This is a genomic window from Candidatus Bathyarchaeia archaeon (assembly GCA_035935655.1).
Taxonomy (GTDB): domain Archaea; phylum Thermoproteota; class Bathyarchaeia; order 40CM-2-53-6; family 40CM-2-53-6; genus 40CM-2-53-6.
In genome coordinates this window covers 37,370-61,185 of the sequence record DASYWW010000046.1, presented here as the reverse complement: position 1 = coordinate 61,185, position 23,816 = coordinate 37,370, and the positions used below count along the sequence as shown (strand labels likewise).

Here is a 23,816-nt window from a genome sequence, read left to right as displayed (position 1 = left end):
CTATTTCTCTCAAAACATTATTTTTCAAAAATCTTCCACGACATATCTGTAAAAATCGGATTCGCCCGCGGTAGCGCTTCTACGGATGACCTTGATGATATCCCCAGGCTTCGCGCCAATGGTTCTGGCAGCGGGATCGCTAGACTTGACGTAGGGTAGCTGGAAGGGTTTGATGTGATAACGGCCTAGGATCTCTTTTGCTTCTTCAGGATTTAGGAGGACGTGTTTGGGAACCAGTTCGTGCTTGAATACGTCGTAAGAGAGCTCCTTCTCCTTGTCCTGCTTCTTTACCAATTATTAGTAGCTACCTCGGGAGCGGGGGACGGCTTAGAGTCCGACCTACCACAGGTGAAAAGTACGGCGGCCGGAAACCCGTTAATAAACCTAGTTTCGGTTCTGTTTAAGTCTTTGTCGGATTGATTCCCGTAGTTGTGGGTTGTTGACTTAACTTGTCTCCATCGACTTTGAGGATTAGGGTCGCGTTCTCCGGTTCCCGTTCCTCTACCATTGCTTCAACTGGAGGCCCGTTGGGGCTGAACCTCAGCCCTCCCGCGGCTATGTTCCTTGCTGCGTTCTCGTCCCTGTCTAGAATGGCGCCACAGTGTGGACACCATAGTCTTCGTTGGGTGCTCTCTAGGGTCTTGTACCCGCATATCGAGCACCGCTTGGACGTGTTCCTAGCAGGAACGTAGATTACCTTCACTCCTTCCCATCGTGCCTTGTACTCTATCTGTCGTTGAAGCTCTCCATAGCTCCAGCTGTTCATCCTAGCACGATAACTTCTGGTTTGGAAGTTGCCTCTGTGATACAGCCTTCTCAGTCCAGTCAGCTTCTCCATGACTATTCCATACCGCCCGGTCTTTGCACCCCTAACTATCCTCTTCGACACGTTGTGGAGTATTGGTTGTACACGGTTCCTCTGCTTCTCTCCATACTTCGAGAAGACTCGCGCTCTTGTTCGGGAGTCGTTTCTCGTGAGCCGACTCTTAACATAACGATAATCGGCCTTGATTGCAGTCGCCTTTGAGAGGTCGAATCTTCGAACTGTCCGATCTGTTGATGCGACCGTAACATTGTCCAGGTTACGGTCTATCCCAACGTATCCTTCCGGTTCAATCTCGGTTGTCTCTTTCGAGTAGTTCATGCTGAGCGATTCTGGGGTCAGCGTGATGGAGCGAACGTCAAACCTGGAGATAACCTTGAGCGTGTGACTGTTGAGGTTGACATGAACGTACTGTCGTGGTTTGACCGGAAATCTGAGAAAACCGTCTTTTATCTTGAACCCGTAACAGGTGGTCAGCATCAGCTTCCTGGCGTACGGAAGCTTTGTTCGAGGATTCTTCCTGTTGGCTTTTCGATGGTTGCGGAGTATTGCGGTGGCTGTGCTGATCGCTCCTAGCCTATAATAGCCGAGCATGTTAGGGCTGAGACGATGATACGATTTCAACGAGAGAGTCTTGAGACTGGAAACGTTCTGCTCTATTCCAACAGCGATGCAGACGTTCACCATACGTCTGAACTCGTCCAGTAGTCGCAGGAGTTCGGGCGAGGCTTGATGTTTCTGTCTAACCGTTTTCACTGCTAGCACCAGCACGCGCCTAACAAACGAGTGTGTTTCTAGCTAAATTGGGTAGAGAGGATGGCGAAGATAACCTTCACTCCCGAAACCAGTATCATCCCAGGACGAGAGTCAACAACACCTTTCAGTACGAAAAAAAGTTAACAGGCTTTCCAACAAAGAAGTGCCGATAAGACCCTTGTCGTCGAACGACGAAATTTCCAAGAAACGTCGACCAGTAAACCGGTTGAATGATCTTTCGGGAAAGGAATGGATCAAGTTCACGAAGTCGTGGTTCAAACACAGTCCACCGCCTCGGGATAAAACCAAACTCCGCCACCCGGCGGGGTTTCCGGAGACCCTAGTCCAAGAATTTGTGGAGTTCTTCACGAAACGAAACATGTGGGTTCTCGACCCTTTCCTCGGAACTGGAAGTACACTTCTCGCAGCAAGAGCGGCGGGGCGTAACGCTGTCGGAATTGAGATCAATTCCCGCTATGCTTCGATGGCGAGATCGAGACTTAATTCAGCTCCATTCTCTGAAGGAACCAGACAACTGGTATTCGAAGGGGATTCCCGAGGCTTACGAAAGATACTGGAGGAGAACAAAATTCACGAGATCGATTTCTGCATTACCTCACCACCATATTGGAATCAGCTGAGACGCGCAAGCCTCCGACAGCGGGAGCGCAAACTGAAAGGATTGGACACGATCTACAGCGACGACCCCCAAGATATTGGTAACATTAACGACTACGAGATGTTTCTGGACACCCAGAAACGAATCTTCGACGAGGTGTACGGCGCAACGAAAGTCGGAGGATACTTGGTTGTCGTGACGAACAATGTTTTCTCAGAAGGTCGTCTTCACCCGCTCGCGTTTGAGACGCTGACTAGCCTGTCAAAGACCTGGGTCCCGAAAGACGAGAGAGTTTGGTTGCACGATGATAAGCGATTGCTCCCCCTCGGAATCTACAACGCCTGGGTCGGCAACCGCTCGCATCAATACTGTTTAGTATTCCGGAAGGAAGCGCGCACTGCGCCGATTCTAGACTAAAATGACGGCACTAGTCCACTCGTAGTGGAAACGGAAGACAAACGCGCCGCTGAGAAAACTACCAGTGGAGTCGAGTTAACCCGACTCAGTTCTCAATTACCCTCAGTACTTGTTACAGCTTGGTGGCGGCGGCTTCCATTTCAGCGTCGTAGGTTTCTCCGCTTTCGCCGGTGTCGCGGTAGCGATCTCTTCGTTTCCAATTGACGATCATGCGTATGAAATTTGCGAGTACGTTCGGTCTACCAAGGGTGCATGACAATGAGAACGTGGAAGGCCTTCCGCTTCTGTAAGTCGCTTCTCGAACTCTTGTTGGTCTTATATCTCGGGTTTCGGTCGAATCGCTCGGAATCATTCTTTCTCGATACTAATCGAGTAGTCTCCATGGATAATTGCTCATCCGACTGATACTACTGATTAGGTAAGTATCTCATTATCCTTCATTACCGGCATCTGCAGAATCGAAAAGGGATTGCTCGGGCGCGGCCGAGCTATTTTCGTGGACTTCGCTCCCCGGATGTTATGTAAAGAACAGATTCGCCAACATAAGTAGCGTGATCTGCTATCCTCTCCAGGTACCTTAGAATGAGAGTTCCAGACACCGTGCATTTCAAATCGGTGCCGGTACCGTGAGCCGCTCTCTTAACGAAGTTCAGATAGATATTGTCCACGATGTCATCCATTTTCCGGACTCGGTTCGCGAGCTCCACATCTCTCTCGTTGAATGCCTTGATACTCAGATGTATCATGCTCTTAGTGTGCTCCCCGGCTTCCTTGATGGAGGACTTGTCGCAACTAGATAGATCTCCGAAGATTCCGAATACGTCTGAGATGTCGTGAGCGTATCTTCCGAATCGAGAAAGCCCATAGGCTATTTCCATACAAGATTTGATGAACCTAAGGTCGGTGGCAACTGGCTGATATCTTGCTAGTAGCTCCACGGCGAGTTCGCTGACCTCGTCCTGAAGCATGCGCAACTCCTCGGACCATCCGTATATCCGATCCCGCATATCCTTCCCTTGAACGTAGGCGTCAATGGCTGTCGATACCGTACTATCCGAAAGTTTGCCCATGTCGATAATCATGTTCCTCAGCCTTTCGAGGCCCATGTCCATTAGTCTAGCCAAACGAACAGTTGCCTCTAGCCGAACTTTCCAGTTATGTAGCGTTCTGTCAACTCGTTCCTCGGATTCTCGAATATTTGAGTTGTTTCGCCGAATTCCACCAGCTCACCAAGGTACAGAAAAGCCGTATAGTCAGCAACCCGCGCGGCCTGCTGCATATTGTGCGTTACGATAACGACCGTGTATCGCTCCTTCAGATTGGCCATCAGTCCCTCAATCTTAGAAGTTGCTATCGGGTCCAGAGCTGAGCAGGGCTCATCCATCAGAATGACCTCCGGTTCGACAGCAAGTGCTCGGGCAATGCAGAGCCGCTGCTGTTGGCCGCCTGAAAGGCTTGCGCCCGATTTGAAGAGAGAGTCCTTGATTTCATCCCAGAGTGCAGCCTGTTCAAGACTGTGCTTGACCGCTCTGTCAAGCTTCTCTTGGTTTCTTATTCCGTTCAGTTTCAACCCTGCAGCAACGTTGTCGTACGCCGACATTGTCGGGAATGGGTTCGGTTTCTGGAAAACCATGCCTACTTTCCTTCTGATCGAAACCGGGTCCACCCCTCGCGCGTAAATGTCAGAATCATCCAGCATAACCGCACCAGAGGTCTTGGCCCGAGGCACCAACTCGTGCATTCTATTCAAGCATCGAATAAAGGTCGATTTTCCGCATCCGGAAGGCCCGATTATTGCCGTTATGCAATGTTCGCTCATATCGAGAGAAATATTTCTGAGAGCTTGGGTCGCTCCATACCACGCGTTCAAGCTCGCAGTTCGGATCTTCGGCTTCTCCATGGGCCTTGAAGGTCGTGTTGCAAGCTCGCTACTAACGGTTTCCCTCTCTCTTTCCTCTAATTGTAGATCTTGTGTCAAAGCTGTGACCCTATTGATCGAAATCTTCCCCTGGTTGCTAGTCTTACTCCGATGTTTAAGGTCAGAACCACCAGAATTAGGACTAGTGCCGCCCCCCAACCCTGTTGCTGCGCATAGGGGTACGGAAGCAACGCTAGCCGCCAGATCCTTAAGGGGAGAGCGTCCACGGGATGACCTAGCCCGGAGAAGAACAACGAGCTTCCCAGAACCGTTAGTATCAGAGGGGCGGTTTCCCCAGAGATTCTAGCCAAAGCGAGTAACACTCCGGTGACAACACCCCCTCTTCCCGTGCTCATCACGACGCTGAAGGTCGCTCTCCATTTTCGTATTCCCAAGGCCATCGCCGCGTCACGCAAGGAGTTCGGAACAAGCTTCAGGGATTCCTCGGTCGCTCGAGTGACAATTGGGAGCATTATGATTGATAGAGCAAACGCCCCTGCAATTGTTGAGAAACTTCCTAGTGGCACGACTACAAGAGTGTAGGCCAGAATACCCACGACTATGGATGGGAACTCTGAGAAAACGTCGTTAAGAAACCTGATGACTCTACCATACTGGTTGTCTCCAAACTCTGCCAAGAACACTCCTGAGAGAAGTCCGAGAGGGAGTCCAATGATACAGGCGAGCCCCACGAGTATCAAAGTACCTTCGATCGAGTTTGATATTCCTCCTCCGGGCTGTCCTATGACTCCTGGTGGGCTCGTTAGAAACTCAAGGCTCAAAGCTGGTCCCCCTCGAACGACGACATCGAACAGGATGCTGAGGAGAGGCACCATCGCGAGTAAGACGCATAGCGCCCCGAGCACCAAGGCGAGACGGTCCTTGAAGCCTCGCATTGACCGATTCGACATGGTTATTCCACTGCCCCCGCTTGGACCTTCAAGACTCTCCAAACCAAGAGTTGAGCGACAACATTGATCGCTAGCGCAAACATGAACAAGACTAGTCCCACTCCTATGAGAGCTGCGGGGTGCAAGGATGTAGGGTCAGCTTCGTTAAACTCGTTGGCTATTAGCGAAGACATCGTCTGACCTGGTCTGAACAATGAAGTTGGTACGGCTTGCGCTCCTATTGCATTCCCGATGACCATGGTGACTGCCATCGTCTCTCCGACCGCTCTTCCAAGGCCAAGGATTGCGGCCCCGAAGATTCCCGATCGTGCGTAGCCCAGCACTCCAATCCTGACGGCCTCCCATCTGGTCGCTCCAATGCTATACGCCGCTTCTCTTTGTGAGCGAGGAACTGAACTCATGACCTCTCTAGAAATTGATGAGACAGTCGGAATGATCATGATCGCTAGAATTAGGCCGGCGGTGAGAATGTCTAGGCCGAATGGTGTGCCGCTGAGTACCGGTATCGACCCCAGATATTTTGACAAGGGGGTCTCGACATAGTCTAGTACCCAAAACCTGAACACGAATAAGCCCCATAGGCCGTAGATGACGCTGGGAACAGCCGCTAGAAGTTCAATCGCGCTCGAGAAAAACCCCTTTACATTGAGAGACAGATTGGGGACCCCGCGAGGGTGGATGGTTTCAGGGGCCATCTCGGACACAAAGATGGCTATTCCGATACTTAGAGGAACCCCGATCGCTATTGCGATCATGGATGTGACTAGTGTACCCAATACATAGGGTAAGGCTCCAAAAATCTGTTTGACTGGGTCCCACGTTGTTCCGGTCAAGAAGCTCAGCCCAAACTTGTTCCAAACTGGACCGGAGCCTATGACCAGGACGGCGACAAGGAGGCTGAGAATTAGAGCTATTGCGAATGCAAAAGAGGCTGTTAGACCCCTGAAAATGCCATCTGAAGACGGTCGCTTGAATACAATTCCGCGCTCAGTTTCCCCCATGTGGAATGTGACACCATGGGCTATTTTTTCCGGCCCAACTATGGAAAATAAGACGTTTTCTGCATAGAGGTCTTGCCTCTAATTGGGCAGAGTTTGGCCATTGTAAGTGATTGAGGCAATCGTGGTTTCATCAATATGTACGATGGATTGGGGTAGCGGAACGTACGATAGAGGAGGTGCCTGGAACTGTCCATTGTGGACTGTGAACCATAGAAAGTCCACCAACGCCTTTGCTTTGTCGAGGGTCATGCCTGGGATGACGTTGAGTTCTTGGTAGACGAGTAGATAGGAGAAGCTGGCAATGGGATAGGTGCTAGCGCCGGGACCGTTGAGCAAGTTGACTGAGGACCAGCTCTCGTTTCCCTTGGGAAAGATTGACGTTGCGTTAGTCACAGCAAAGGTAACATTGGTCAGTGAGGGTTTCACGTAGGTATTGCCATCGTGATTCAGTACGTTTGCATCCTTCATGTTGTTGGTAACCGCGTAGGCTAGCTCAACGTATCCGATAGTTCCCGGTGTGCCTCGAATTACTCCCGCGACTCCCTCGTTACCGGATGCACCTAGACCGTTCGGCGCCGGCCACGTGACTGATGTGCCTTGCCCAGGAGTCCATATCGTAGTAGCCGCAGTAAGATAGCCTGTGAAGACAAATGTGGTTCCCGATCCATCAGAACGGTGGACGGACACGATCTGTTGATTCGGTAAGATTGATCCAAAGCCTGGATTAAGTTGTCTTATGCTCGTATCATTCCAATTATTTATTTGCCCCAGGAAAATCTTCGCGATTACCGTTGCGTTCAGGTGTAAACCTGTTGGCAATGGCGTCTTGCCGTCAGGCTCGAACACATTGTAGGCGACAACTACCGCTCCCACTGTTTCAGGAATATGTAGTGAGTTGGTAGCGTTGCCTCTCTGCAACGCGTTCAGCGGAGCGTCCGACGCGGCGAAGTCAACGGTTTTCTTTATCAAGGCATTGATTCCTCCGCCGCTTCCTATAGATTGATAGTTGATCGCCACGTTCGTGTGACTTCGACTGTAGTTGAGGGCGATCGCGGAGAGAAGAGGGTACGGGAAAGTTGCGCCGGCGCCGTTAAGGGTCTCGTTAGGTGCCGATTGCACCGGGTGCAAGTATCCGTTTACCAAGTAACCGGTGACTCCGCTCACTGCGGCTACAACAATTAGGGTGATTATGAAGATCATTTTGCTGATTCCGGGTTTTCTTGGAATCAATTCACTACTTGCCAACTTGTTCGACTCCGTTGCCGAGGCAACCCGATCGCATTAGAATAACTGAACGTAGGGATTGTCGGGAGGAGCTACGTATATCCATAGTTCGCGACTACGTATCGCAACGACCCGCAGCCGACTCTTGCCTTGCGAGAGCAGTTCTGCCTAGCTTAGAAATCGTTTGGGTTTTGGTTTTCTGACCTCTCTGACTGCTATACCAACAAGGGCCAGCCAGAGAACCCCCAAGATTCCGAAGTACGCAACAGGCTGCACGCCTAGAATAGTCTTCACCGCTAGAGGCTGGATGACTGTCACGACCATGGTTATAACGTGGGTCACGCTGGCTCCCAGGAACGTTGTGCCAAGAGCGGTCACATTTACGGCGTGACTTCCGGGCGCCGAATTCACATCGGTCGCAATTGTCATCATTGAAGTTGATGAGTTGCCGAAATCGAGGGCTATGGCGGGTCGAGTGAATGTTTCGGCAACCCCGGATAGCGAGGTTGCAAGCAGGAATAGTTGTCCTTTGAAATAGTCAACGCTTGTCGCATTGAGAGTGAATGTGCGAGATTGGCCTGCTTGAACCGAAAAACCGGAGCCGCTAATTTGGAAGCCGAAATCTGGCGAAGGGGATTTCACGGAAATCGTGAAGGGCGAATGAACTGATGACTGGCTGATCGCGGTTATGTTTATGAGATATACGAAAGGCAGATCCGATGGTGGGGTACGGACCGAGAACACGGTCGTTGCGGGCACGCCCTGAGAAATCGTAAGATTGGTTGAGCCGAGCGTAGCGAGTAAACCTGGAATGGGGGGGCGGTCCATCTTGAGCCGAATTGAGCCTGAGAAACCCGAACGGGTGGATGCTGTGATTATCGAGCTACCTGAGCCGCTCGCGTGAATTTTCAACACACTCGGCGAAACGTCGAGTATGAAGTCAGCAGGAGGCGTTACGGTCACCGATACGGTTGCGCTATGAAAAAGGAAGCCACTCCTTCCTGTTACCCTGAGAGTATACCCAGTTGCCGACGTAGTGTTGTGAGCGGCAACCCTCATTGCTACGATTGCGCGCCGTCCTTGGGAAAGTGAGATGTTCGTTGCATTCAGATAGATTGAGAGACCGCGAACGGAACTTGTGTTGTCTAGTGCCACTACTCCCGAGAACCCTCCAACGCTGGAGACCGTCAATGTGACATTCGTGTTCGAGCCTTGTATCAGGGTAATTGATGACATGGACGATGTCAACGCGAAGTTCTGCGGGGGGACAGTCCCGTATGCTCCATCCTGGGAGGCCACTGAAACAGGTGCTCCATTGGATGCGATCAGATAGTTCAGCAGTTCTAGCGGACTGAAAGATCCTGTGCTAACAACTTTGTAGGTTATTGTGAACAAGAGCCCACTGCTCGGTCCTTGTTGAGGCGAAGGACCGAAGACGAGGGCTGCTGAATGAACGATACCCTGTCCGTCCGATAACTGGCAACCAATCCCTCCACCATTTACGCAGTTGGCGAGTTCGTGAACAGTCGCAGAGTAGTTAGCCTCAAGAACATTTCCAAATATTGAGAGGCTCGTCGCGTTGATTACTGCTGGGTCAGTGACTACTTGAATGTCCCAAGCGTTGAAGGGATCTATGTTCGCTACTTTGATTTGAACACTAAATGTTGACCCTATAGTAGGTTGTTGACCAGTGATTGGAGGATTTACAAGGACAATTCCGGCCGCGTGAGCTGGACGGGAAAATGCTGAGGCCATCGCTATCGCTGTGATAATTATGAGCCCTAGAGCCTTGAGACAAACCATCTTTCATTTCAGGCCGCGTTACGCATTTTCCGTCTTATGATGGTTCGCATTTTGGTCAGAACAGATTTTCTGTTACTAAAAAAAGTGGGAGGGGGATTTGTTCATGGTAGGACAGGCCAAGTTTAGCTGAAGGCTAGATCGTCGAAGAAGAGTGCTGCGGTCGATATGTCGATGATGTCGATGCGACCGTCAGCGTTCTCATCGTAGCGCGGGTCGTAGTTGGGTTGCCCGAGGACTGAATCGAAGTGGAAGGCGAAACCGGAGAGATCCACGATGTCAACTACACCTCGGCCGGCCGCGTCCAACTCCCTTGTTAGTCCCGACAGTGACGACCCAGTAAGCCCGTTCAGTTGGATCTGGATCGTGGTACTAAGAGCAAAGGGTGCTACTGCTGCGTTTAGCCCGAAGCTGACGGTGGAGGTTGTACCTGTGGTGGACATTGTGATGCTTGGTATGATGTAGCTTTTGATGAATGTAGCTGATGTAAATGATGTTGCAGCCTTGTCAACGGCGACCTCAGTGAGGTTTCCGGACAAAAGTCTCGTTCGTTGATCGATTATTCCACTGCCTATCACAGTGACTCGTGAAGAGTCGAGAACCGGTGCAAGAGATGAGGTGAGACTACTGTGAGGTAGCAATACCGCGGCTGTTTGCTGTGGCTGAACAATTATTGTTCCTAACGCGGCTGCGTTGTTGGCGTCTCTGAAGGTGTAGGTACCTGCGGCGGGGATTCCTTCTTGGGACCAGATTACTGGCTTGAATGCCCACGGGGTTGGTGTTGTAGATGAGCTGAATACAGGTGACGCACAATTGTTGTCTTCATTCGGGTCTAGTACTCCGTTATTGTTGAAGTCGATGTAAAATTTGTGTGGCAGTCCATCAGTGCTGAGCAGATTGAAGTTTATTGTGTCGCCTGTTGTTACGGTGAGGCTTGTTAGGCTCCATGCGGTTCCGCTTGCGCTAAGGCTCACGGTCCGGGTTACTGGTGTTGAAACGTGTGTGAAAGTTATCGAGTTGATGCTTGCTTGGGAATTCGCTACGACGACCGCGGGAAGAGGTACGAATCCTAGATTCGATCCAAAACCCTGCCCTGTCGTAACTGCATAGTTAAGGAAGTCTTTGAGTGTCTGCGCCTGTATGTTGTCCACTAGGTCCATCGAGGGGATCACGTTAAGTTCTTTGTAGACGAGGAAGTAGCTGAAGCTGGCTATCGGATAGTCGTTGGCGCCGGGGGCGAGGAGCAGGCTTACTGCAGACCAGTCTCCATTGCCAGGCGGAAGATTTCCTGCTGAGTCAGCGACCGCGCTAGCAGTGGATTGCTCCGACGGAAAGATGAAGTTGCCAGCTGGGTTCTTGACGTTGGCAACGGTCATGTGGTTGGTTATTATGTATGCGAGCTCAACGTAGCCTAGGGCGTAGGCAGTGGTGTTAACGTATTTTGCAACTCCCCCGTTCCCAATAGATCCGACTCCAGTTGGCCAGGGATATGTTGGCCCGGCAGTCGATGGTCCTAAGCCCGGAGTCGTTCGCCATTGGTTATTTACATCGCTGAGATAGCTTGTCCATACGAAGCTTGTTCCAGAGCTTTCGGTTCGATAGGCGACTTTTATGGTCTGGTTGGGTAGTTTGAGGCCTGGGTTCAGTGCTCGAATTGCAGAGTCGTTCCAATTGATGATGTTGTGAAGGTAGATGTTGGCTAGGGTGGGTCCGTCGAGGTTTAGAACTCCGGTCGCATTGCCGGGCAGGTTGTAGGCTGCGGTCACAGATCCAATGGTCTCGGGAATGTGAAGAGCGTTAGGAGCGAGAATTCTCTGCCCCGCATTCAGAGGAGCATCGGAGGCGGCGAAGTCCATGGTCTTGTTGATGAAGTCTCTCTGACCCTGTCCGCTACCACCTCCCGAGTAAGTTATGGTAACGTTGGGATGAAGCCCCTGATAACCGGTGATGTAGTTCTGAATGAGGAGGGCAGGAAAAGTCGCACCATCAGCGCTGAGTTTGACGGCTAGATTCAGAGGGGTCACTGCCTGCGGGCTGATCGCGGGCTGATATTGACGACCTGAGGATCCTATTCCTCCGAACGCTACCACGTGAGCAGTTAGGCTTGCGAGTAGAAGTGCTAGTACTATCGTGCTTGTGATTTTGATGTTGTTGCTTTTCATATGTTTTCGTGCGTGACATCATTGGCATCTGATAAAATGGCTCTCGACCGATTCTCCCGCTGGTTTACGTAGATGTCAATAGTTCACAGTAGAATCGTAGGACAAAGCGATGGCTCTACATAGTAGTCTATTTCGACGCTGTGTCAGGGCCAGGAACGCCAGGGAAAGCCATCTCTATCCCGCGATAGCTTCATCGGGGGAAACTGCCGGCTATCCTCGGAACTGTTTCGAATCAGTGGCGGACTTCTACAAAGTCGATCAAAAAAACCTGGGCGTATTATGAGATCAGAGGTGTTCCTTTGAACGTCATCGACTTTATCGAGCTTTCGTCTATGGAGACAATGTTGGCGGGGAGCGGAACGTAGGCAAGTGCGGGTGCAAAGGACTGTCCATCGTGGACCATATACCAAAGATAGTCTGCCAATACTTTGGCCTTGTTGAGGTCCATGGATCTTATGACCGAGAGATCTTGGTAAACGATGATGTACGTGAAAGTGACTATGGGATAGGCACTGGGCCCTGGCTCGTTGAGGAGGGTGATGTTTGACCACCTGCCCTTGCCCGCAGGCAGGACTGTGGTAAGCTGGTCGTCTGCAGCTCGAGCTGATTCAAGAGAGGGCTGGATGAACTTCCCCGAGGCATTCTGAATGGATGCATATGGTACGTGGCTGAGGAGGGCGTAGGCTAGTTCTATGTATCCAATTGAACCGGGTGTTCCATTGACGAGTGAGGTTATGCCCGCGTTTCCAGGTACTTGAAGCCCGACTGTCCAGGGAACTATGGTGCCGTTTCCCACATGGGTTCTGAAATCGGAACTAACGAAGGAGAGATACGATGTGAATACGAATGTCCCGCCTTCAGCGAGTGTATCGTGAATCGTCTGAATTGGACTATCTGGCAAATTTAGGCCGGGGTTGAGAGCGGTGATATTGGGATCGTTCCATGTTGTGATATTTCCGAGAAATATTTCTGCTACTGTCGTTCCGTTGAGACGGAGTCCTGTCGAGATTGGTTGTCTCGTTAGAGGATCTTTGATATTGTAACCGAGGACAACTGCTGAGATGGATTCCGGAATATGCAGGGTATTAGGCGCTAGTATCGCTTGAGCGTCTGTAAGAGGCGGGTAGGTAGCTCCGAAGTCCACTGTTTTAGCAATGTGAGCGTTGATTCCAGCTATACTTCCGATTGGCTGGTAGTTGACATATGCATTAGGGTGGATCTTCGTGTATGAGAGCGCTATGTTTGATAGAAGAGGATAGGACAACGTTGCTCCGGCCCCGTTCAATGTAACACTTTGTCCTGATGACGAGGCGAAGAGCGGGCTCGTTTCCGAAGAGTATAGTGCGATTCCACCGTAGATGCTGGCTGTCAAAAGGGCAAGGGCACACATTGCGATTAGCGTCATTCGTGGGCGAGGCATTGGCGGCTGCTAACCGCGACCGGGTTCTTTGCCTATGAATAAGTAGCCTGTACGGATTTTACGGCGAACGAACATAGCTCCGTATTTGATTATCTAGAATCGGGGGGAAGCTTAGAAGGGCGTCCGACCTTCACGGCGCTGTATGTAGGCTCGAGGCTCGGCGATTGGTGACGCTGTGATAAGGTTCGCCACTCGAACGCCTCTAACCCATTCGGGAATAATGACCGCGCGAAGGAGCTCCTGCACGGATATTCCTCTTGACTTTGCTTCTCCAAGCATAACCTGAAAAGTCTCTTCGGTTACTGCAGCCATGAATTTCGCCCTTGGCGAGTTCAGTCTTGCCGGCATTCTCCCCAGTTCCTCCTTACTAGTTGATGAGTACTGATTTTTCTCCACAGTAGTAGGCCTTGAGATTGCAACTCTCACACCATACTCGAAGTTTGTCGTCCGTGTAATCTGAGAAGAAGACAGTGAGGTGCCTGTCCCCACAGTTCGGGCAGACCTGGTTGTGTACGCTCTCCAAACTCATTCTTTCTCCAAGACGCTCTTCTCCGCGGTGGTCCCAGTATCTGGACTAGGGCCGAAGAGGGATGGGTTGTCCCAGGACAAGATTCGAGAATTCTCATTGATCACGTTGCCAATTGCGGGATGAAGTAGCTTCATACTCTCAAAAGAGGGGCTAACCATCTTCATGTTCAGGGTTCGAAAGCCATCTTCAGAGAGGTTCACTCCCGAATTTCTGCGAGGCCGATCTGAACTTGGCCCGATTGGGATAAGGGTCTTGACGGGCGTGTTGTTGAATATCCTGTAGGATTTCATTCGCTTCTGAGCGTGATGAGAGCCCAACGAGAGAATATATAAATGCCCGACATAATATATAGCGACACTGAGAATCTCCGTAAGCGACAGTAGGGTTAATGGTGGCTAATGGTTTGGAAGAAGTTGAGCTTAGAAAGCTTCAGATGACTGGTGGAGCAAGTTACACATTATCTCTCCCCAAAGACTGGATCAAACAACAGAGCCTGAAGGTCGGCGACGTCATCGCAGTCGTAACTAGAGCAGATTCGTCCCTCTCAATTGTCCCTCACCAGAAGGTCCCTCTCGGTCTTGACAAAAGCGTCGAAGCGACCCTATCGATCAACAAGGACCAAGATAGTGAACAGGCACTACGGGTTGTGGTGGCGCACTATCTTGCGGGTTATGATCTCATCAGGATTCGGTTTCCACCAACCTCTACGCCCATTTTGCGAACATCTCTTCGGGAGGCAGCCAGGCGGATGTTTGTCGGGGCGGAGATTCTCGAAGAGTCCCGCGACGAACTTGTAATCCAGTGTATTTCGAGCTATGACGATTTGCCAGCGCCTAAGGTCATTGCTCGGATGAGTCTTATCGCCAAGCTTATGTTGCGAGATGCTGTCGAGTCGTTACGTAGTAGAGATGTTGCCCTGTCGGACGAGATTATCAAGCGAGATGAAGAAGTTGACAGGTTCTACCTATTCATCATTCGGCAGTTGACGATGGCGGTCCTGAGCAGGAGCATGATCCAGGCCATCGGGCTCATGGATCCAAGAGATTGTTTAGTGTACCGGATAGTGTCTAAGAGTTTGGAGAGGATAGCGGACCATGGGACAACTATTGCTGCGATGTCGAAGACTATTGAACACCCGCTCCCACCGCGTCTGCTGGATGAGATTACGAAGGTCAGCACACTTACGAACTCGGTTTTGGAGGATGCTTTGAAAGCACTAGTGAAGGAGGACCCCGTTATCGCGAATGCGTCGATTATCTCCGCAAAGCGACTTGTCAATGACGCGGAGAGAATCGCGACCAAGTTCCATGAGTATCACTTGGGACCCTCGTCGGCTGTGGCCGTCCGCTTGGTCCTGGAAAGTCTCAAACGAGTTGCCGAGTATTCTGAGGATATTGCGGAGATGGGGATCAATCTCACCGCGAGAAGACGTGAACTCTACTAAAAGTCAAGATCTGATCGAAATAGACTCCGTCCTATTGAACAGTTATTTAGACGAACATTTTGTTTCAGCCTGGTAAGCCGGGGTCGCCTAGCCTGGTAGGGCGTCGGATTGCTAAGCCAGATTGTTGGTTGCGGAGATCCGATGGGCCTTAGGCCCTCGTGGGTTCAAATCCCACCCCCGGCGCCATTACCTATCAGGACACACAGACTCCGCGTGTGAAATCTTTGCTTGTCCTTAATCCGCTATGCAGTTACCGAAACACTCTAGGGACCCAAACTGAGAAGGGGTTGGCCCGTTCATCGTAGCTGGTCTCTAAGTTGTTGTTCATGGCAATATGACGGCCTGACAGTTGGACCTGTCGCTACGGAATTGGAGAACTCGATCGAAGGTGGAATTGTTGGTGTGAGAAGTCTCACCGTGAAGGCGATCCGTACAGCTTAGCCTATCTCATTTTAAATATCCGATTTGCATAGAAAAAATGTTCGGGGGAATCTATGAGCATAAGCTGTCCTAAATGCGGGCTTGAGGTATCAGGTGCACCTGAACGCGAATGGAGATTTCAACAATATCGGGTCTCAAGGTTCCGATGTGAGCGAGGCGACAAGTTCAATCTATATTCGGGAGCAACTAAGACGTTTACTATTCCCAGAGCGGCGACAAATCGGAATCCATGCAGAGCATGTATGACTGACAACCCGAGTGAAGCCATATTCTGCAAGAACTGCGGAACCCATCTTTAACCAATTTCGTATCTTCTCAGTTCTCGCCCCGCTCTTTTGCGGAGCGTCATAGTTTTGACTCTGGCTTGAACCTCAGTTTCGAGCGTACGCAATGATGCGCGAACTATTTGGGTCCAGCTTTCTTAGGTTGAAGCCGTATCCGGTTAGAAGATCCTCGAGCTCGCCCTGTCTTTCGAGGTCGTGAAGTTCGATCATCAGTCTTCTTATGCGGCCGGACTCGAGCGCCTTCTTTGCGCCTTCGAGGACTAAGAATTCTGCTCCTTCAACGTCAATCTTGACTAGATCAGCCGATTCTGGAACCTGGGAGTCATAGGCGGCTGTTGGAACGGTTATTTTTTTTCTCCCGTGATGAGTCTTAGTTAGTCCGGCATTTTGATCTCTCCCCGGTTCAAATCTGAACAATCTCAGCAGTATATCGGTGGGCATACTGAATGTTCTCTGAGCGTCCAAGTAGAACTCGGCTTTGCCATTCGCGTTCGCGAGGGCCATCGGGAAAACAACGATATTGTTCCTTCGTGATCTGCGAATTCTCCATCTCAGTTCAGGAAGAACGTTTGGGTTGGGTTCGAAAGCATAGACGCTTCGAAAATGAGAAGCTAATCGAACGGTGTAGATTCCAACATTCGCCCCGATATCAACGAAAAGATCTCCTCGGATCCTGGACAGTTCCCTTCGCACTTGAGGCTCATATGCAGGATATTTTCGCAGAACGTACTTCTTGAAGAGGAACCTGTAATCCTTCACGCGTCTGTCCTTCAGTAAGCTTGATCACGAGAAGTGATCGAATCCACGCCTTTCATTCTTTCGGAAGTCTGTGAAAAACATAGGACAGTACGACAAACGGGCGAACTCTGAAGATAGAATGAAGCAGGGTTTTCCAGAATGGATATCGAAGCTCCGCTCGGAACTTGCCATCAGAAACCTGCCGCCAGATTGAGTGCCTCAGATCAAAACGTTGCAAGTGATGGACTGAAAACGGGGCAACAATCGTGCGGTTGCTCTTCTGCAACAAGACAGTGTCAACAAACTCGCCCCGGGGATAGCCTCCAATGCGCCGAAGAAAATCGGAGGAGAGAAGCATAGCACATCCCCTTACCCGCGGAGACAGTTTCAACCAATAGGTCATTTTCTCCCAAGCTCCGAAAATCCTGGAGGAAGAAATCACGTTGAATCCGACCACGTCCGCCTCCCGGTATTGCTCGGCGACAGTTTCAGCGGAGAAATCACACGTAGTATCGCTGTCAAGAATCAGGAAGTGGCTGAATTCATCGAGGACGGGATCGACTATCTTCGAGACAAACCCGCCGTATGTTTCTGGTGGTTGAAAGTTAACGACTACGGTCTTGGCTTTTGTTACCATCTGCGAATAACCTCGCGAACTTTCAGCAATCCGAGCTTCAGCATGCTTTCCGCTCCTCCGAAATAAGACGAGGGACCGGAGTGATTATGGATAATGGAAATGTCTATCACGCCATGCGGCTCTCTAGGAGTGATCATTCGTGGACGCGACCGATAAACCTAACTCGGTTGGAACAGAGCTTTCCGTTATAGTTCGGATTGAAGACGGGCACATATTTGTTGTTCACCAGTTCAATCCGCCTGACCCAGTAGAATGGGAATTGTTGCTTCAATCTACCAAAGTAGTCCAGCAGCATCTTCGGAGTCTCTTCGTCGCTGTCGACAAACAAGACTGTACTCGTTGTCGGGTAGATCCTTGATGAACGAATTGCGAGCCTCGGCAAAGTCGCTAATATGACCCGAATAATCTCGTCCCAGATCAACCACGCTAAACTTCAACGCACTTCTCCTCTCCCTTTCCGTTCCCGCTTTTGGGAGCGTGTCGCGAATTCAAATGGAGCTAGAGGTTTGAGGTCTAAATGACGTTGCTTCAATCTGCCCGGGTCGCAGTTCGACCTAGGTATCGGATCAACTGGATCAGAGGTCGACGAAAGACAGATGGGCTAGAGTGGTATGTTAGAGGAACCGATTTCTCGCCTAGCCATGAGAACTGGTTGCGGTCACTGGTCAATCCATTCAACGGAGATCTCTTCGTGGACGTCGGCGCGCATGTTGGAACGTGGGCGGTTAGAGCAGCAAGGACTTTCCGCCGGGTAGTGGCCTTTGAACCGATCATAACAACGAACAAGATCTTGCGGACAACGGTAACGATGAATGGGTTCGAAAATGTTTCGGTATTCTCAGCTGCTCTGTCAAACACACATGGTGAAATGAGAGTATCGACTAAGAGTCTGCTCTATAGAAGAGCAGTGGAACATCTGATCCCAATCAGAACTCTTGACAGCTTCAAGCTCAAACCTAGTTTGGTGAAGATAGATACGGAAGGGAACGAGTATCCTGTGCTTCAGGGAGCCGTTGAGACATTGAAGAGAAAACCGAGAATTGTGGTTGAAACTCACAGCCCAGAAACTTTGCGCAACGTGAAAAACTATCTTGAAGCCCTGGGATATTCGATCACGGAAGTCAGACGGAAGAATCGGTTCAATCAGAACCAAAGTTGGTTACTCTGCAACTAAGAAGCTTTGGGTGTGATCAGAACGAATAGGGCCAGGTAAGAGGTCCTAGAAGGGCAATGGAACACATGGCTGTAGAAATAATAGTTACAATATTTGCGCTTACAATCTTTCGGTTGACTTGGATAGCCAGACGGCCAGTCCACAAGGACATAACATCGTATATCATACCCGGCCTCTCCAACCTCCACAAGATCATCAAATACGCTCCGGACTTCTCATACGTCCCGTACGGGCTCATCTGGTACGCAATCAACGTGCCCATTGTGCGGGTGGTTAGAAACAACGGAAGGCTTTGGATAGCTATGTTGGCTTTGATCGACGTACCGTTTCTATGGTACTGTAACCAGTCGTTGGGGATCACCATTTTCTTCGCATACGTATTGATAGGAACTTTCCAGCTGCTCCGAGCTCCTTGGAATGCTAGCATTAACTGGCTGATAGTACTAGCTCCGATCAGCTGGATCTTCCTGGTCTTAGCTCCAATCGCCAAGTTTCCAGTCGGACTCCCATTACAAGTCTGGAGGTATACTGAAAGAGCGGTTGGACATCAGCACAATTACATCTACTTTGGATTGCTAGGTACCCTTTGGCTCATCGTTTTCAATCATTTGTACTTCCTCAGCGGAATTGAGGAATTACTCGTCATCGCGCTTGGCCTCGTTTGGTGCCTGACCTTCGGCTATGCATACCTTGAGAGACGTCGGAAACGGTAAGAATCTGCTACTAAGCCCTCCTAGATGCTTATTCTCAGAAATGGCGAACGCGATCCGGTTATTCGGATGCCATTCACGACTCACCCGTAGTAGAGGGGTGTTGCTCTGAACTGAGCCGCATTCGCGACTGAAAGCGAGTTTCTTGAAGGTCTTGAACCACAAGAATATTAACGTCAAGGGAGGGAGCCATCTTCCTCGTGTCTACTTAGGTCCATTGAAGAGTGTGCTAGCAAGAGTTGGAGGTTGAACCTGGAGGCTTCCTTGGCGACATCCGAGCAGGCCTGACGCGGGAGAATATTGCATCTCGATTCAGGGCAATAAGGAACAATTTAGGTCAGATCTCTCGGGCATCGTTTCTTCACTATTCGATTCTCTCTCTTACACTCATCTTAGCTTCACTGGTCAGGTTGCTTCCTCTTCGCTGGGGAGCATACATTTCCGAATTCGACCCCTACTTCAATTTCAACGATATGCGGCAGATTACCGCAAATGGCTGGCAATCCTGGTATACCTACGTCAACGTTAACGAGTGGTTCCCGTTCGGGCGTGCTCCAGTCACCACGAGTTATCCAGGCACGAGCTTCACAGGCACCCTAGTCTACCAATTCTTCCAGTCCATCGGGATTAACATCAGCCTCTACGATGCCGCTGTATACAGCCCGATCCTACTAGGCGCCTTCGCCGTCCTTGTCACATATTTCTTTGCGAAGGACCTCTGGGGAAAAAGCGCTGGACTGTTCGCTGCTTTGTTTACGGCCTTCAGCTCCAGTCTCATCAGCCGCACAGAGCTCGGCTTCTTCCGTAATGAAGGAGTTGGAGTCCCCACGATGATTCTTACATTTCTATTCTTTATGCGTGCAGTTACTCCGGGAAGAAGTATGAAGAGCACTATCATCTACAGCATGATGTCTAGCATCAGCCTCATCTACATGACGATTTCGTGGGGAAGCTTCCGTTACGCAGCAGAGGTGCTAGGCTTGTTCGCCTTAGCGTTGGTGGTGTTGAGGCGATACACGCCGCGCCTTTTCCTAGCTTACGGAATTACGGTTGGCTTCATGCTGTACATCGGGACGATGATCCCGCTCTTAGGACACACGTTCCTGACAGAAAGTACCACCATCGCTTTACTGGCAGTTATGGGCCTTCTCATGGTGATGGAGCTTGCACGACTTGCTCCGTCCACTCGAGGAAGACTGAGCATTCTGGCTCTGACGATTGCCGCAAGCGCGGGAGTCGTGTTCGGGCTAGTGAGCACCAAGGTCGTTTCTGGGGCGTTGCTCCAAGGAAAATTCCTCGCTACTGTCGACCCGTTTGTCCGGAACAATATTCCCCTTGTTGCATCTGTAGCTGAAAACCGGCCTTCAACCTGGGCAAGCTTGTATCTCGAGTTAGGCAGCCTGATAATCCTTGGAGTGTTTGGTTTCTTCTTCGCGTTTCAGCGCCTTCGCGAGGGAGACGTTCTTTTGATAATCTTCGGAGTCACGGGATTCTACTTCGCGGCCAGCTTGGTCCGGCTTACCCTAATTCTCGCACCTGTGATGGCAACTCTCGCTGCGATAACCGTAGTCGAGCTGGGTAAGCCTGCGATGGACATTATCCAACAGGCTGTCATATTTCCACGCAGAAAGCTTCGCTTCACCAGTAGGGTGAGCCGCGAGTTCAGTCTAGGCATCCTTTTGATCATTCTTGTCCTAGTGGTCCCCACTTTCATCAACGCTGTCCAGTCAGCTTACACCCCGACGACTATCGCCTCAGCGAGCTTGCCGGTTCGAGCAGCGGTGCCTGATTGGCTTGAAGCCCTCTCCTGGATGGGCAATAATCTACCACAGACGAGTGTAGTCTTTGCATGGTGGGACTATGGGTACTGGATCACGGTGAACACTGGACTTCGCACCCTGTCGGATAACGGAACAGGGAATACGACAGCCATTCAGGACATAGCAACAGGATTCATGCTGAACGAGACGCTAGCCATCCAGCTCATGCGTCAGGAAAGAGTCACCCACGTTGCTATCTTCATCAGCTATAACCGCGGACTATGCGGCTCGAACGGACCGCCATTCTGTGGCTATGGTGATGACAGCAAATGGTACTGGATGGTAAGGATAGGCAACGGCACATCAATCAATACCCCAATGGGAGTCGCCAAAGTTACCTTCAAGCAGATAGTTACGAATCCCTCGACCGGCGCGTCAGACTACCACCGGATCGTGAACATAGGAAACAAGACCACTGAGGAAAGGATTACCAGTAATTACCAGAACGTGCAAATCCCAACAAGCAACACAGTACTCGGCCTCTTGATGCGCAGCAGTTATCCCGGGGGACGGCCGAATGATCTGAACGATACCGGACCTGCTTCGCCGCACTATTTTGTTCAGGACTTCGCGTCCTCCTCGTCATATGTGCTCGTCTACTCGGTGAAATACCCTGACACTCCGTCAATGACAGCCCAGCTGTCCCCTCCAATCGTTCCCACATCCGGGGGGACCACCAATATCACGGGAACATTGACGACCTCGACAGGCAAACCTATCGACACAACAACGGACAAGATTCCGGTTATTCTAGAATATTCAACCGTCCCTGGAGGGAGTTGGACTTTCATTGCCAACGTGACAGCGACGTCTGGCCACTTTGGCTACAAATGGACTGGCAGTGTGCCCACAGGTCAAAAGCCTAACAGTTACATTCTGGTCCGGGCGAGATGGCCTGGTGATCCGGCGCAACTCTTGGATATAGGGGTCACAATGCCTCAGCCTCTGACTTTTATGTGAGAGAGTTTCCTAAGCTTCTGATAAGCGACTGGATCCTTCCATTCGCTGTCGCGCGTACTTATCGTCTGGCGAGAATTTCGGCGGGTGAGGGTTCCTAGTTTGAGTCCCACATTTTGGGCATGTTTCTTTCAGAGAATATGCCGAGCACTTGGGACACCGTCTCGTTAGCCATTTCATCCAAGCTTCCTTCCCTCGCCGCCTGCTTTCTTGATGGTCCCGATAACTTCCTCGACTGCGAGACTGAGGGTTTTCTCAGCTGCTTCGAAGCTTGGCGCTTCGACTTCGATTCTATATTTTGGGGAACCGATAGAGTAAATCTTTACCTCGCTCCCGCGGGGTTTGCGGATCTTCTTAGCGCTCATCAGTGCTTGTTTGATTATCTCGACGCCTCCGGGCTTGTGGCAAGTTACCGAGACAGTTCCTCGTACTTTCGACCTCTCAAGCCTGATCTTGCTCTTGGTGACCTCTGCTATCGCTTGAGCCCATTCCTCAGAGAGCCCTCCCTTTACGAGCACTTCGGGGCCCTCGTCCAGGGCTTCTTCTAGTGGAGAATAGAGCCCTCCAAACTTGTCCAGAAGAGTCTTTCTGATATCCTCAGCATCCTCAACGGATTTGTTCAGTTTTTCAGCGGCGCTTTTCAATATAGCGTCTGCCTTTCGTTCCTTCTTCCATTCAAGCATCTTCTCGGATTTTTCTCTCCCTGTGACCCTTCTGAGGGAGAGATCTATCTGGTTACGTTGGGAACTTACTCGTAGAACCTTTAGAACGAGTTTCTGACCCTGTCGTGCGTGTTCCCTAATGTTCCGGACCCAAGTTGTTGAGATCTCGGATATGTGGACAAGGCCCTCGATGCCGCTGTACTCGTCGAGCTTAACGTAGGCACCGTAGTCTTCAACTCTGGTTACCGTAGCAACGACCAAGTCGCCAACCTCGGGCATTAGCGCTTGTGAAGCCTGGGTACTCAACTCGGTCCTTCCCGGTCTGCTCTACGCAAGGGGTTGTAATATTTCTCCTCTAATCTCTGCCTTTCCGCCTCTCGGTTGAGCTAGAAGCTCGTCACAAACGGTGCACTTCACGTAGTTGCTCGTTCTTTCGAAAATTACCTGTTCATTCGCGCATTTCGGACATTTCACGCGTAGGAATACGCTTCGGGGTTTGGGTATGAGTTCCCATCGCAAGGACTAGGCGCCAACCTCAAGTTTTCTCAGTCGGATTCCCAGTCTCTCAATGGTGTAGTTGCAGTCGCGACATTTCAGCTTGAGAAGTGCTTTCTTGGTTGTCTTCGCGGTCCTTTTCAGCTCTGGAAATTTCTGTCCGCCGTAACCATGTTTTCGCCTCTCTTGTCGCCTGGCTCCCCATGATAGAGTCCGCTGCTTGCCTGCCTTGTAAACGGCGACGGCGTGGGCTGTATGGTGTTTGCACTTGGGGCAGTAGGTGTTGACCTCTTTTGGATACTTCGTTTTTTCTTCACCGTAGGAGGGGTGGGTTTGGGGCTGGGGCGTCCTTTTATCCATTATCCCTGTGGCTTGGTCTTATTTCGACTGCAGTGCCTTGCCGTATTAGGCTCTCAGCGTTCTCGTAAGGGAGAATGGCGATGTCTTCTTTCAGAAACGGGCCGTGGGTTTTCAGGTCCACGCCAATGATGGAGGGCATGTCATTTACGAATCGAAGCAGGAGCTTCTCTTTCTTTTTCTCCGGGGAGTTGGACGGTTCTATTCCCTGGACTGTGTCTTCCTTGAATTTTCTGTAGTGACGGGTAAGACTGGAGAGTTCTTCCTGGGCCCATTTCTCGGAGGCGTGGGTCGTGACGTGGCCGTTTGTCTGTGCTGTGCGCCAGATTTTTGAGAGTCTTCGGTCTATTAGTTGAACCACGAGTTGTTCTATTCTTCTCGTTTCTTCATCTAGCAGTATGGCTTTGAGAGATCGTTGGTCTAGGTTTCTCTGCGCTTCCTTCAATCTTCGAACGTAGGCGGCTACATCGCGAAAGAGGTCTGGTCTGAGTTCTTGGAGTTCCGCACTGTGGAACTC

25 protein-coding genes, 1 tRNA gene and 1 pseudogene are annotated in these 23,816 nt (G+C 50.7%); 6 read left to right on the top strand and 21 right to left on the bottom strand.

Going from position 1 to position 23,816, the window contains the following annotated elements:
• Positions 1–24: 24 nt before the first annotated feature.
• Together VGS11_09375 and VGS11_09370 are read right to left on the bottom strand one after the other, a co-directional pair.
• A complete protein-coding gene (locus VGS11_09375; protein HEV2120295.1) occupies positions 25–294 on the bottom strand; it encodes a DNA-directed RNA polymerase subunit H in 270 nt (89 codons plus the stop codon).
• A 106-nt stretch (positions 295–400) separates the two neighbouring features.
• Complete coding sequence (locus VGS11_09370) at positions 401–1,579, bottom strand: transposase (protein HEV2120294.1); 1,179 nt, start codon at positions 1,577–1,579, stop codon at positions 401–403.
• A 160-nt stretch (positions 1,580–1,739) separates the two neighbouring features.
• On the opposite strand from VGS11_09370, the pseudogene VGS11_09365 reads away from it, so the two are divergent.
• Positions 1,740–2,615 (top strand): annotated as a pseudogene (locus VGS11_09365) (DNA methyltransferase).
• A 488-nt stretch (positions 2,616–3,103) separates the two neighbouring features.
• On the opposite strand, the gene VGS11_09360 reads toward VGS11_09365, so the two are convergent.
• The 11 genes from VGS11_09360 to VGS11_09310 all read right to left on the bottom strand — a co-directional run bounded on the left by VGS11_09360 (position 3,104) and on the right by VGS11_09310 (position 13,897).
• Complete coding sequence (locus VGS11_09360; protein ID HEV2120293.1) at positions 3,104–3,739, bottom strand: phosphate uptake regulator PhoU; 636 nt, start codon at positions 3,737–3,739, stop codon at positions 3,104–3,106.
• Between the two features lie 14 nt (positions 3,740–3,753).
• On the bottom strand, positions 3,754–4,515 hold the full coding sequence (pstB, locus tag VGS11_09355) for a phosphate ABC transporter ATP-binding protein PstB (protein HEV2120292.1): 762 nt from the start codon (positions 4,513–4,515) through the stop codon (positions 3,754–3,756).
• 74 nt (positions 4,516–4,589) lie between these two features.
• Entirely contained in the window at positions 4,590–5,444 is an 855-nt protein-coding gene (pstA, locus tag VGS11_09350; protein HEV2120291.1) for a phosphate ABC transporter permease PstA, read from the bottom strand.
• Between the two features lie 2 nt (positions 5,445–5,446).
• Positions 5,447–6,445 (bottom strand): phosphate ABC transporter permease subunit PstC, encoded by a 999-nt coding sequence (pstC, locus tag VGS11_09345; GenBank protein ID HEV2120290.1) that lies wholly within the window; start codon positions 6,443–6,445, stop codon positions 5,447–5,449.
• A 78-nt stretch (positions 6,446–6,523) separates the two neighbouring features.
• Positions 6,524–7,690, bottom strand: coding sequence for a phosphate ABC transporter substrate-binding protein PstS (gene pstS, locus VGS11_09340; protein HEV2120289.1), 1,167 nt, complete (start codon positions 7,688–7,690; stop codon positions 6,524–6,526).
• A gap of 147 nt (positions 7,691–7,837) precedes the next feature.
• Complete coding sequence (locus VGS11_09335; GenBank protein HEV2120288.1) at positions 7,838–9,472, bottom strand: hypothetical protein; 1,635 nt, start codon at positions 9,470–9,472, stop codon at positions 7,838–7,840.
• A 122-nt stretch (positions 9,473–9,594) separates the two neighbouring features.
• The gene (gene pstS / locus VGS11_09330; GenBank protein ID HEV2120287.1) at positions 9,595–11,631 is read right to left on the bottom strand and encodes a phosphate ABC transporter substrate-binding protein PstS; all 2,037 of its coding nucleotides are present in this window, start codon (positions 11,629–11,631) and stop codon (positions 9,595–9,597) included.
• Between the two features lie 277 nt (positions 11,632–11,908).
• Complete coding sequence (gene pstS, locus VGS11_09325; GenBank protein HEV2120286.1) at positions 11,909–13,051, bottom strand: phosphate ABC transporter substrate-binding protein PstS; 1,143 nt, start codon at positions 13,049–13,051, stop codon at positions 11,909–11,911.
• A 111-nt stretch (positions 13,052–13,162) separates the two neighbouring features.
• Positions 13,163–13,399, bottom strand: a complete 237-nt coding sequence (locus VGS11_09320) for a hypothetical protein (protein HEV2120285.1) — start codon at positions 13,397–13,399, stop codon at positions 13,163–13,165.
• 19 nt (positions 13,400–13,418) lie between these two features.
• Complete coding sequence (locus VGS11_09315) at positions 13,419–13,580, bottom strand: hypothetical protein (GenBank protein ID HEV2120284.1); 162 nt, start codon at positions 13,578–13,580, stop codon at positions 13,419–13,421.
• Positions 13,577–13,897 carry a hypothetical protein gene (locus VGS11_09310; protein HEV2120283.1) on the bottom strand — a complete coding sequence of 107 codons (321 nt, stop codon included), beginning with the start codon at positions 13,895–13,897 and terminating at the stop codon, positions 13,577–13,579. The genes VGS11_09315 and VGS11_09310 overlap by 4 nt, the downstream gene beginning before the upstream one ends.
• Positions 13,898–13,983: 86 nt before the next feature.
• On the opposite strand from VGS11_09310, the gene VGS11_09305 reads away from it, so the two are divergent.
• Together VGS11_09305 and VGS11_09300 are read left to right on the top strand one after the other, a co-directional pair.
• Positions 13,984–15,024, top strand: coding sequence for a phosphate uptake regulator PhoU (locus tag VGS11_09305; GenBank protein HEV2120282.1), 1,041 nt, complete (start codon positions 13,984–13,986; stop codon positions 15,022–15,024).
• A gap of 76 nt (positions 15,025–15,100) precedes the next feature.
• Positions 15,101–15,210: transfer RNA gene (locus tag VGS11_09300), tRNA-Ser, on the top strand.
• Positions 15,211–15,836: 626 nt separating this feature from the next.
• On the opposite strand, the gene VGS11_09295 is transcribed toward VGS11_09300, so the two are convergent.
• The 3 genes from VGS11_09295 to VGS11_09285 all read right to left on the bottom strand — a co-directional run bounded on the left by VGS11_09295 (position 15,837) and on the right by VGS11_09285 (position 17,561).
• The gene (locus tag VGS11_09295) at positions 15,837–16,508 is read right to left on the bottom strand and encodes an FkbM family methyltransferase (GenBank protein HEV2120281.1); all 672 of its coding nucleotides are present in this window, start codon (positions 16,506–16,508) and stop codon (positions 15,837–15,839) included.
• A gap of 52 nt (positions 16,509–16,560) precedes the next feature.
• Positions 16,561–17,124, bottom strand: coding sequence for a hypothetical protein (locus tag VGS11_09290; GenBank protein HEV2120280.1), 564 nt, complete (start codon positions 17,122–17,124; stop codon positions 16,561–16,563).
• A 272-nt stretch (positions 17,125–17,396) separates the two neighbouring features.
• A complete protein-coding gene (locus VGS11_09285; GenBank protein ID HEV2120279.1) occupies positions 17,397–17,561 on the bottom strand; it encodes a hypothetical protein in 165 nt (54 codons plus the stop codon).
• 80 nt (positions 17,562–17,641) lie between these two features.
• On the opposite strand from VGS11_09285, the gene VGS11_09280 reads away from it, so the two are divergent.
• From VGS11_09280 to VGS11_09270, 3 genes are all read left to right on the top strand, one after another.
• On the top strand, positions 17,642–18,298 hold the full coding sequence (locus VGS11_09280) for an FkbM family methyltransferase (protein HEV2120278.1): 657 nt from the start codon (positions 17,642–17,644) through the stop codon (positions 18,296–18,298).
• Positions 18,299–18,363: 65 nt separating this feature from the next.
• On the top strand, positions 18,364–19,011 hold the full coding sequence (locus VGS11_09275) for a hypothetical protein (protein HEV2120277.1): 648 nt from the start codon (positions 18,364–18,366) through the stop codon (positions 19,009–19,011).
• 236 nt (positions 19,012–19,247) lie between these two features.
• On the top strand, positions 19,248–21,788 hold the full coding sequence (locus VGS11_09270; GenBank protein HEV2120276.1) for an STT3 domain-containing protein: 2,541 nt from the start codon (positions 19,248–19,250) through the stop codon (positions 21,786–21,788).
• Between the two features lie 9 nt (positions 21,789–21,797).
• Here the strand turns inward: VGS11_09270 and VGS11_09265 are convergent, their stop codons facing one another.
• Genes VGS11_09265 through VGS11_09245 form a run of 5 tightly spaced genes read right to left on the bottom strand, consistent with a single transcriptional unit; the run spans position 21,798 to position 23,744 of the window.
• Positions 21,798–21,965, bottom strand: coding sequence for an RNA-protein complex protein Nop10 (locus VGS11_09265; GenBank protein HEV2120275.1), 168 nt, complete (start codon positions 21,963–21,965; stop codon positions 21,798–21,800).
• Positions 21,962–22,753: a translation initiation factor IF-2 subunit alpha gene (locus tag VGS11_09260; protein ID HEV2120274.1), complete on the bottom strand. Its 792-nt coding sequence runs from the start codon at positions 22,751–22,753 to the stop codon at positions 21,962–21,964. Before VGS11_09260 ends, VGS11_09265 begins: the two co-directional genes overlap by 4 nt.
• 21 nt (positions 22,754–22,774) lie before the next feature.
• The gene (locus VGS11_09255; protein ID HEV2120273.1) at positions 22,775–22,966 is read right to left on the bottom strand and encodes a 30S ribosomal protein S27e; all 192 of its coding nucleotides are present in this window, start codon (positions 22,964–22,966) and stop codon (positions 22,775–22,777) included.
• Between the two features lie 3 nt (positions 22,967–22,969).
• Positions 22,970–23,302 carry a 50S ribosomal protein L44e gene (locus VGS11_09250; GenBank protein HEV2120272.1) on the bottom strand — a complete coding sequence of 111 codons (333 nt, stop codon included), beginning with the start codon at positions 23,300–23,302 and terminating at the stop codon, positions 22,970–22,972.
• Entirely contained in the window at positions 23,295–23,744 is a 450-nt protein-coding gene (locus tag VGS11_09245) for a hypothetical protein (GenBank protein ID HEV2120271.1), read from the bottom strand. The genes VGS11_09250 and VGS11_09245 overlap by 8 nt, the downstream gene beginning before the upstream one ends.
• Between the last annotated feature and the right edge of the window lie 72 nt (positions 23,745–23,816).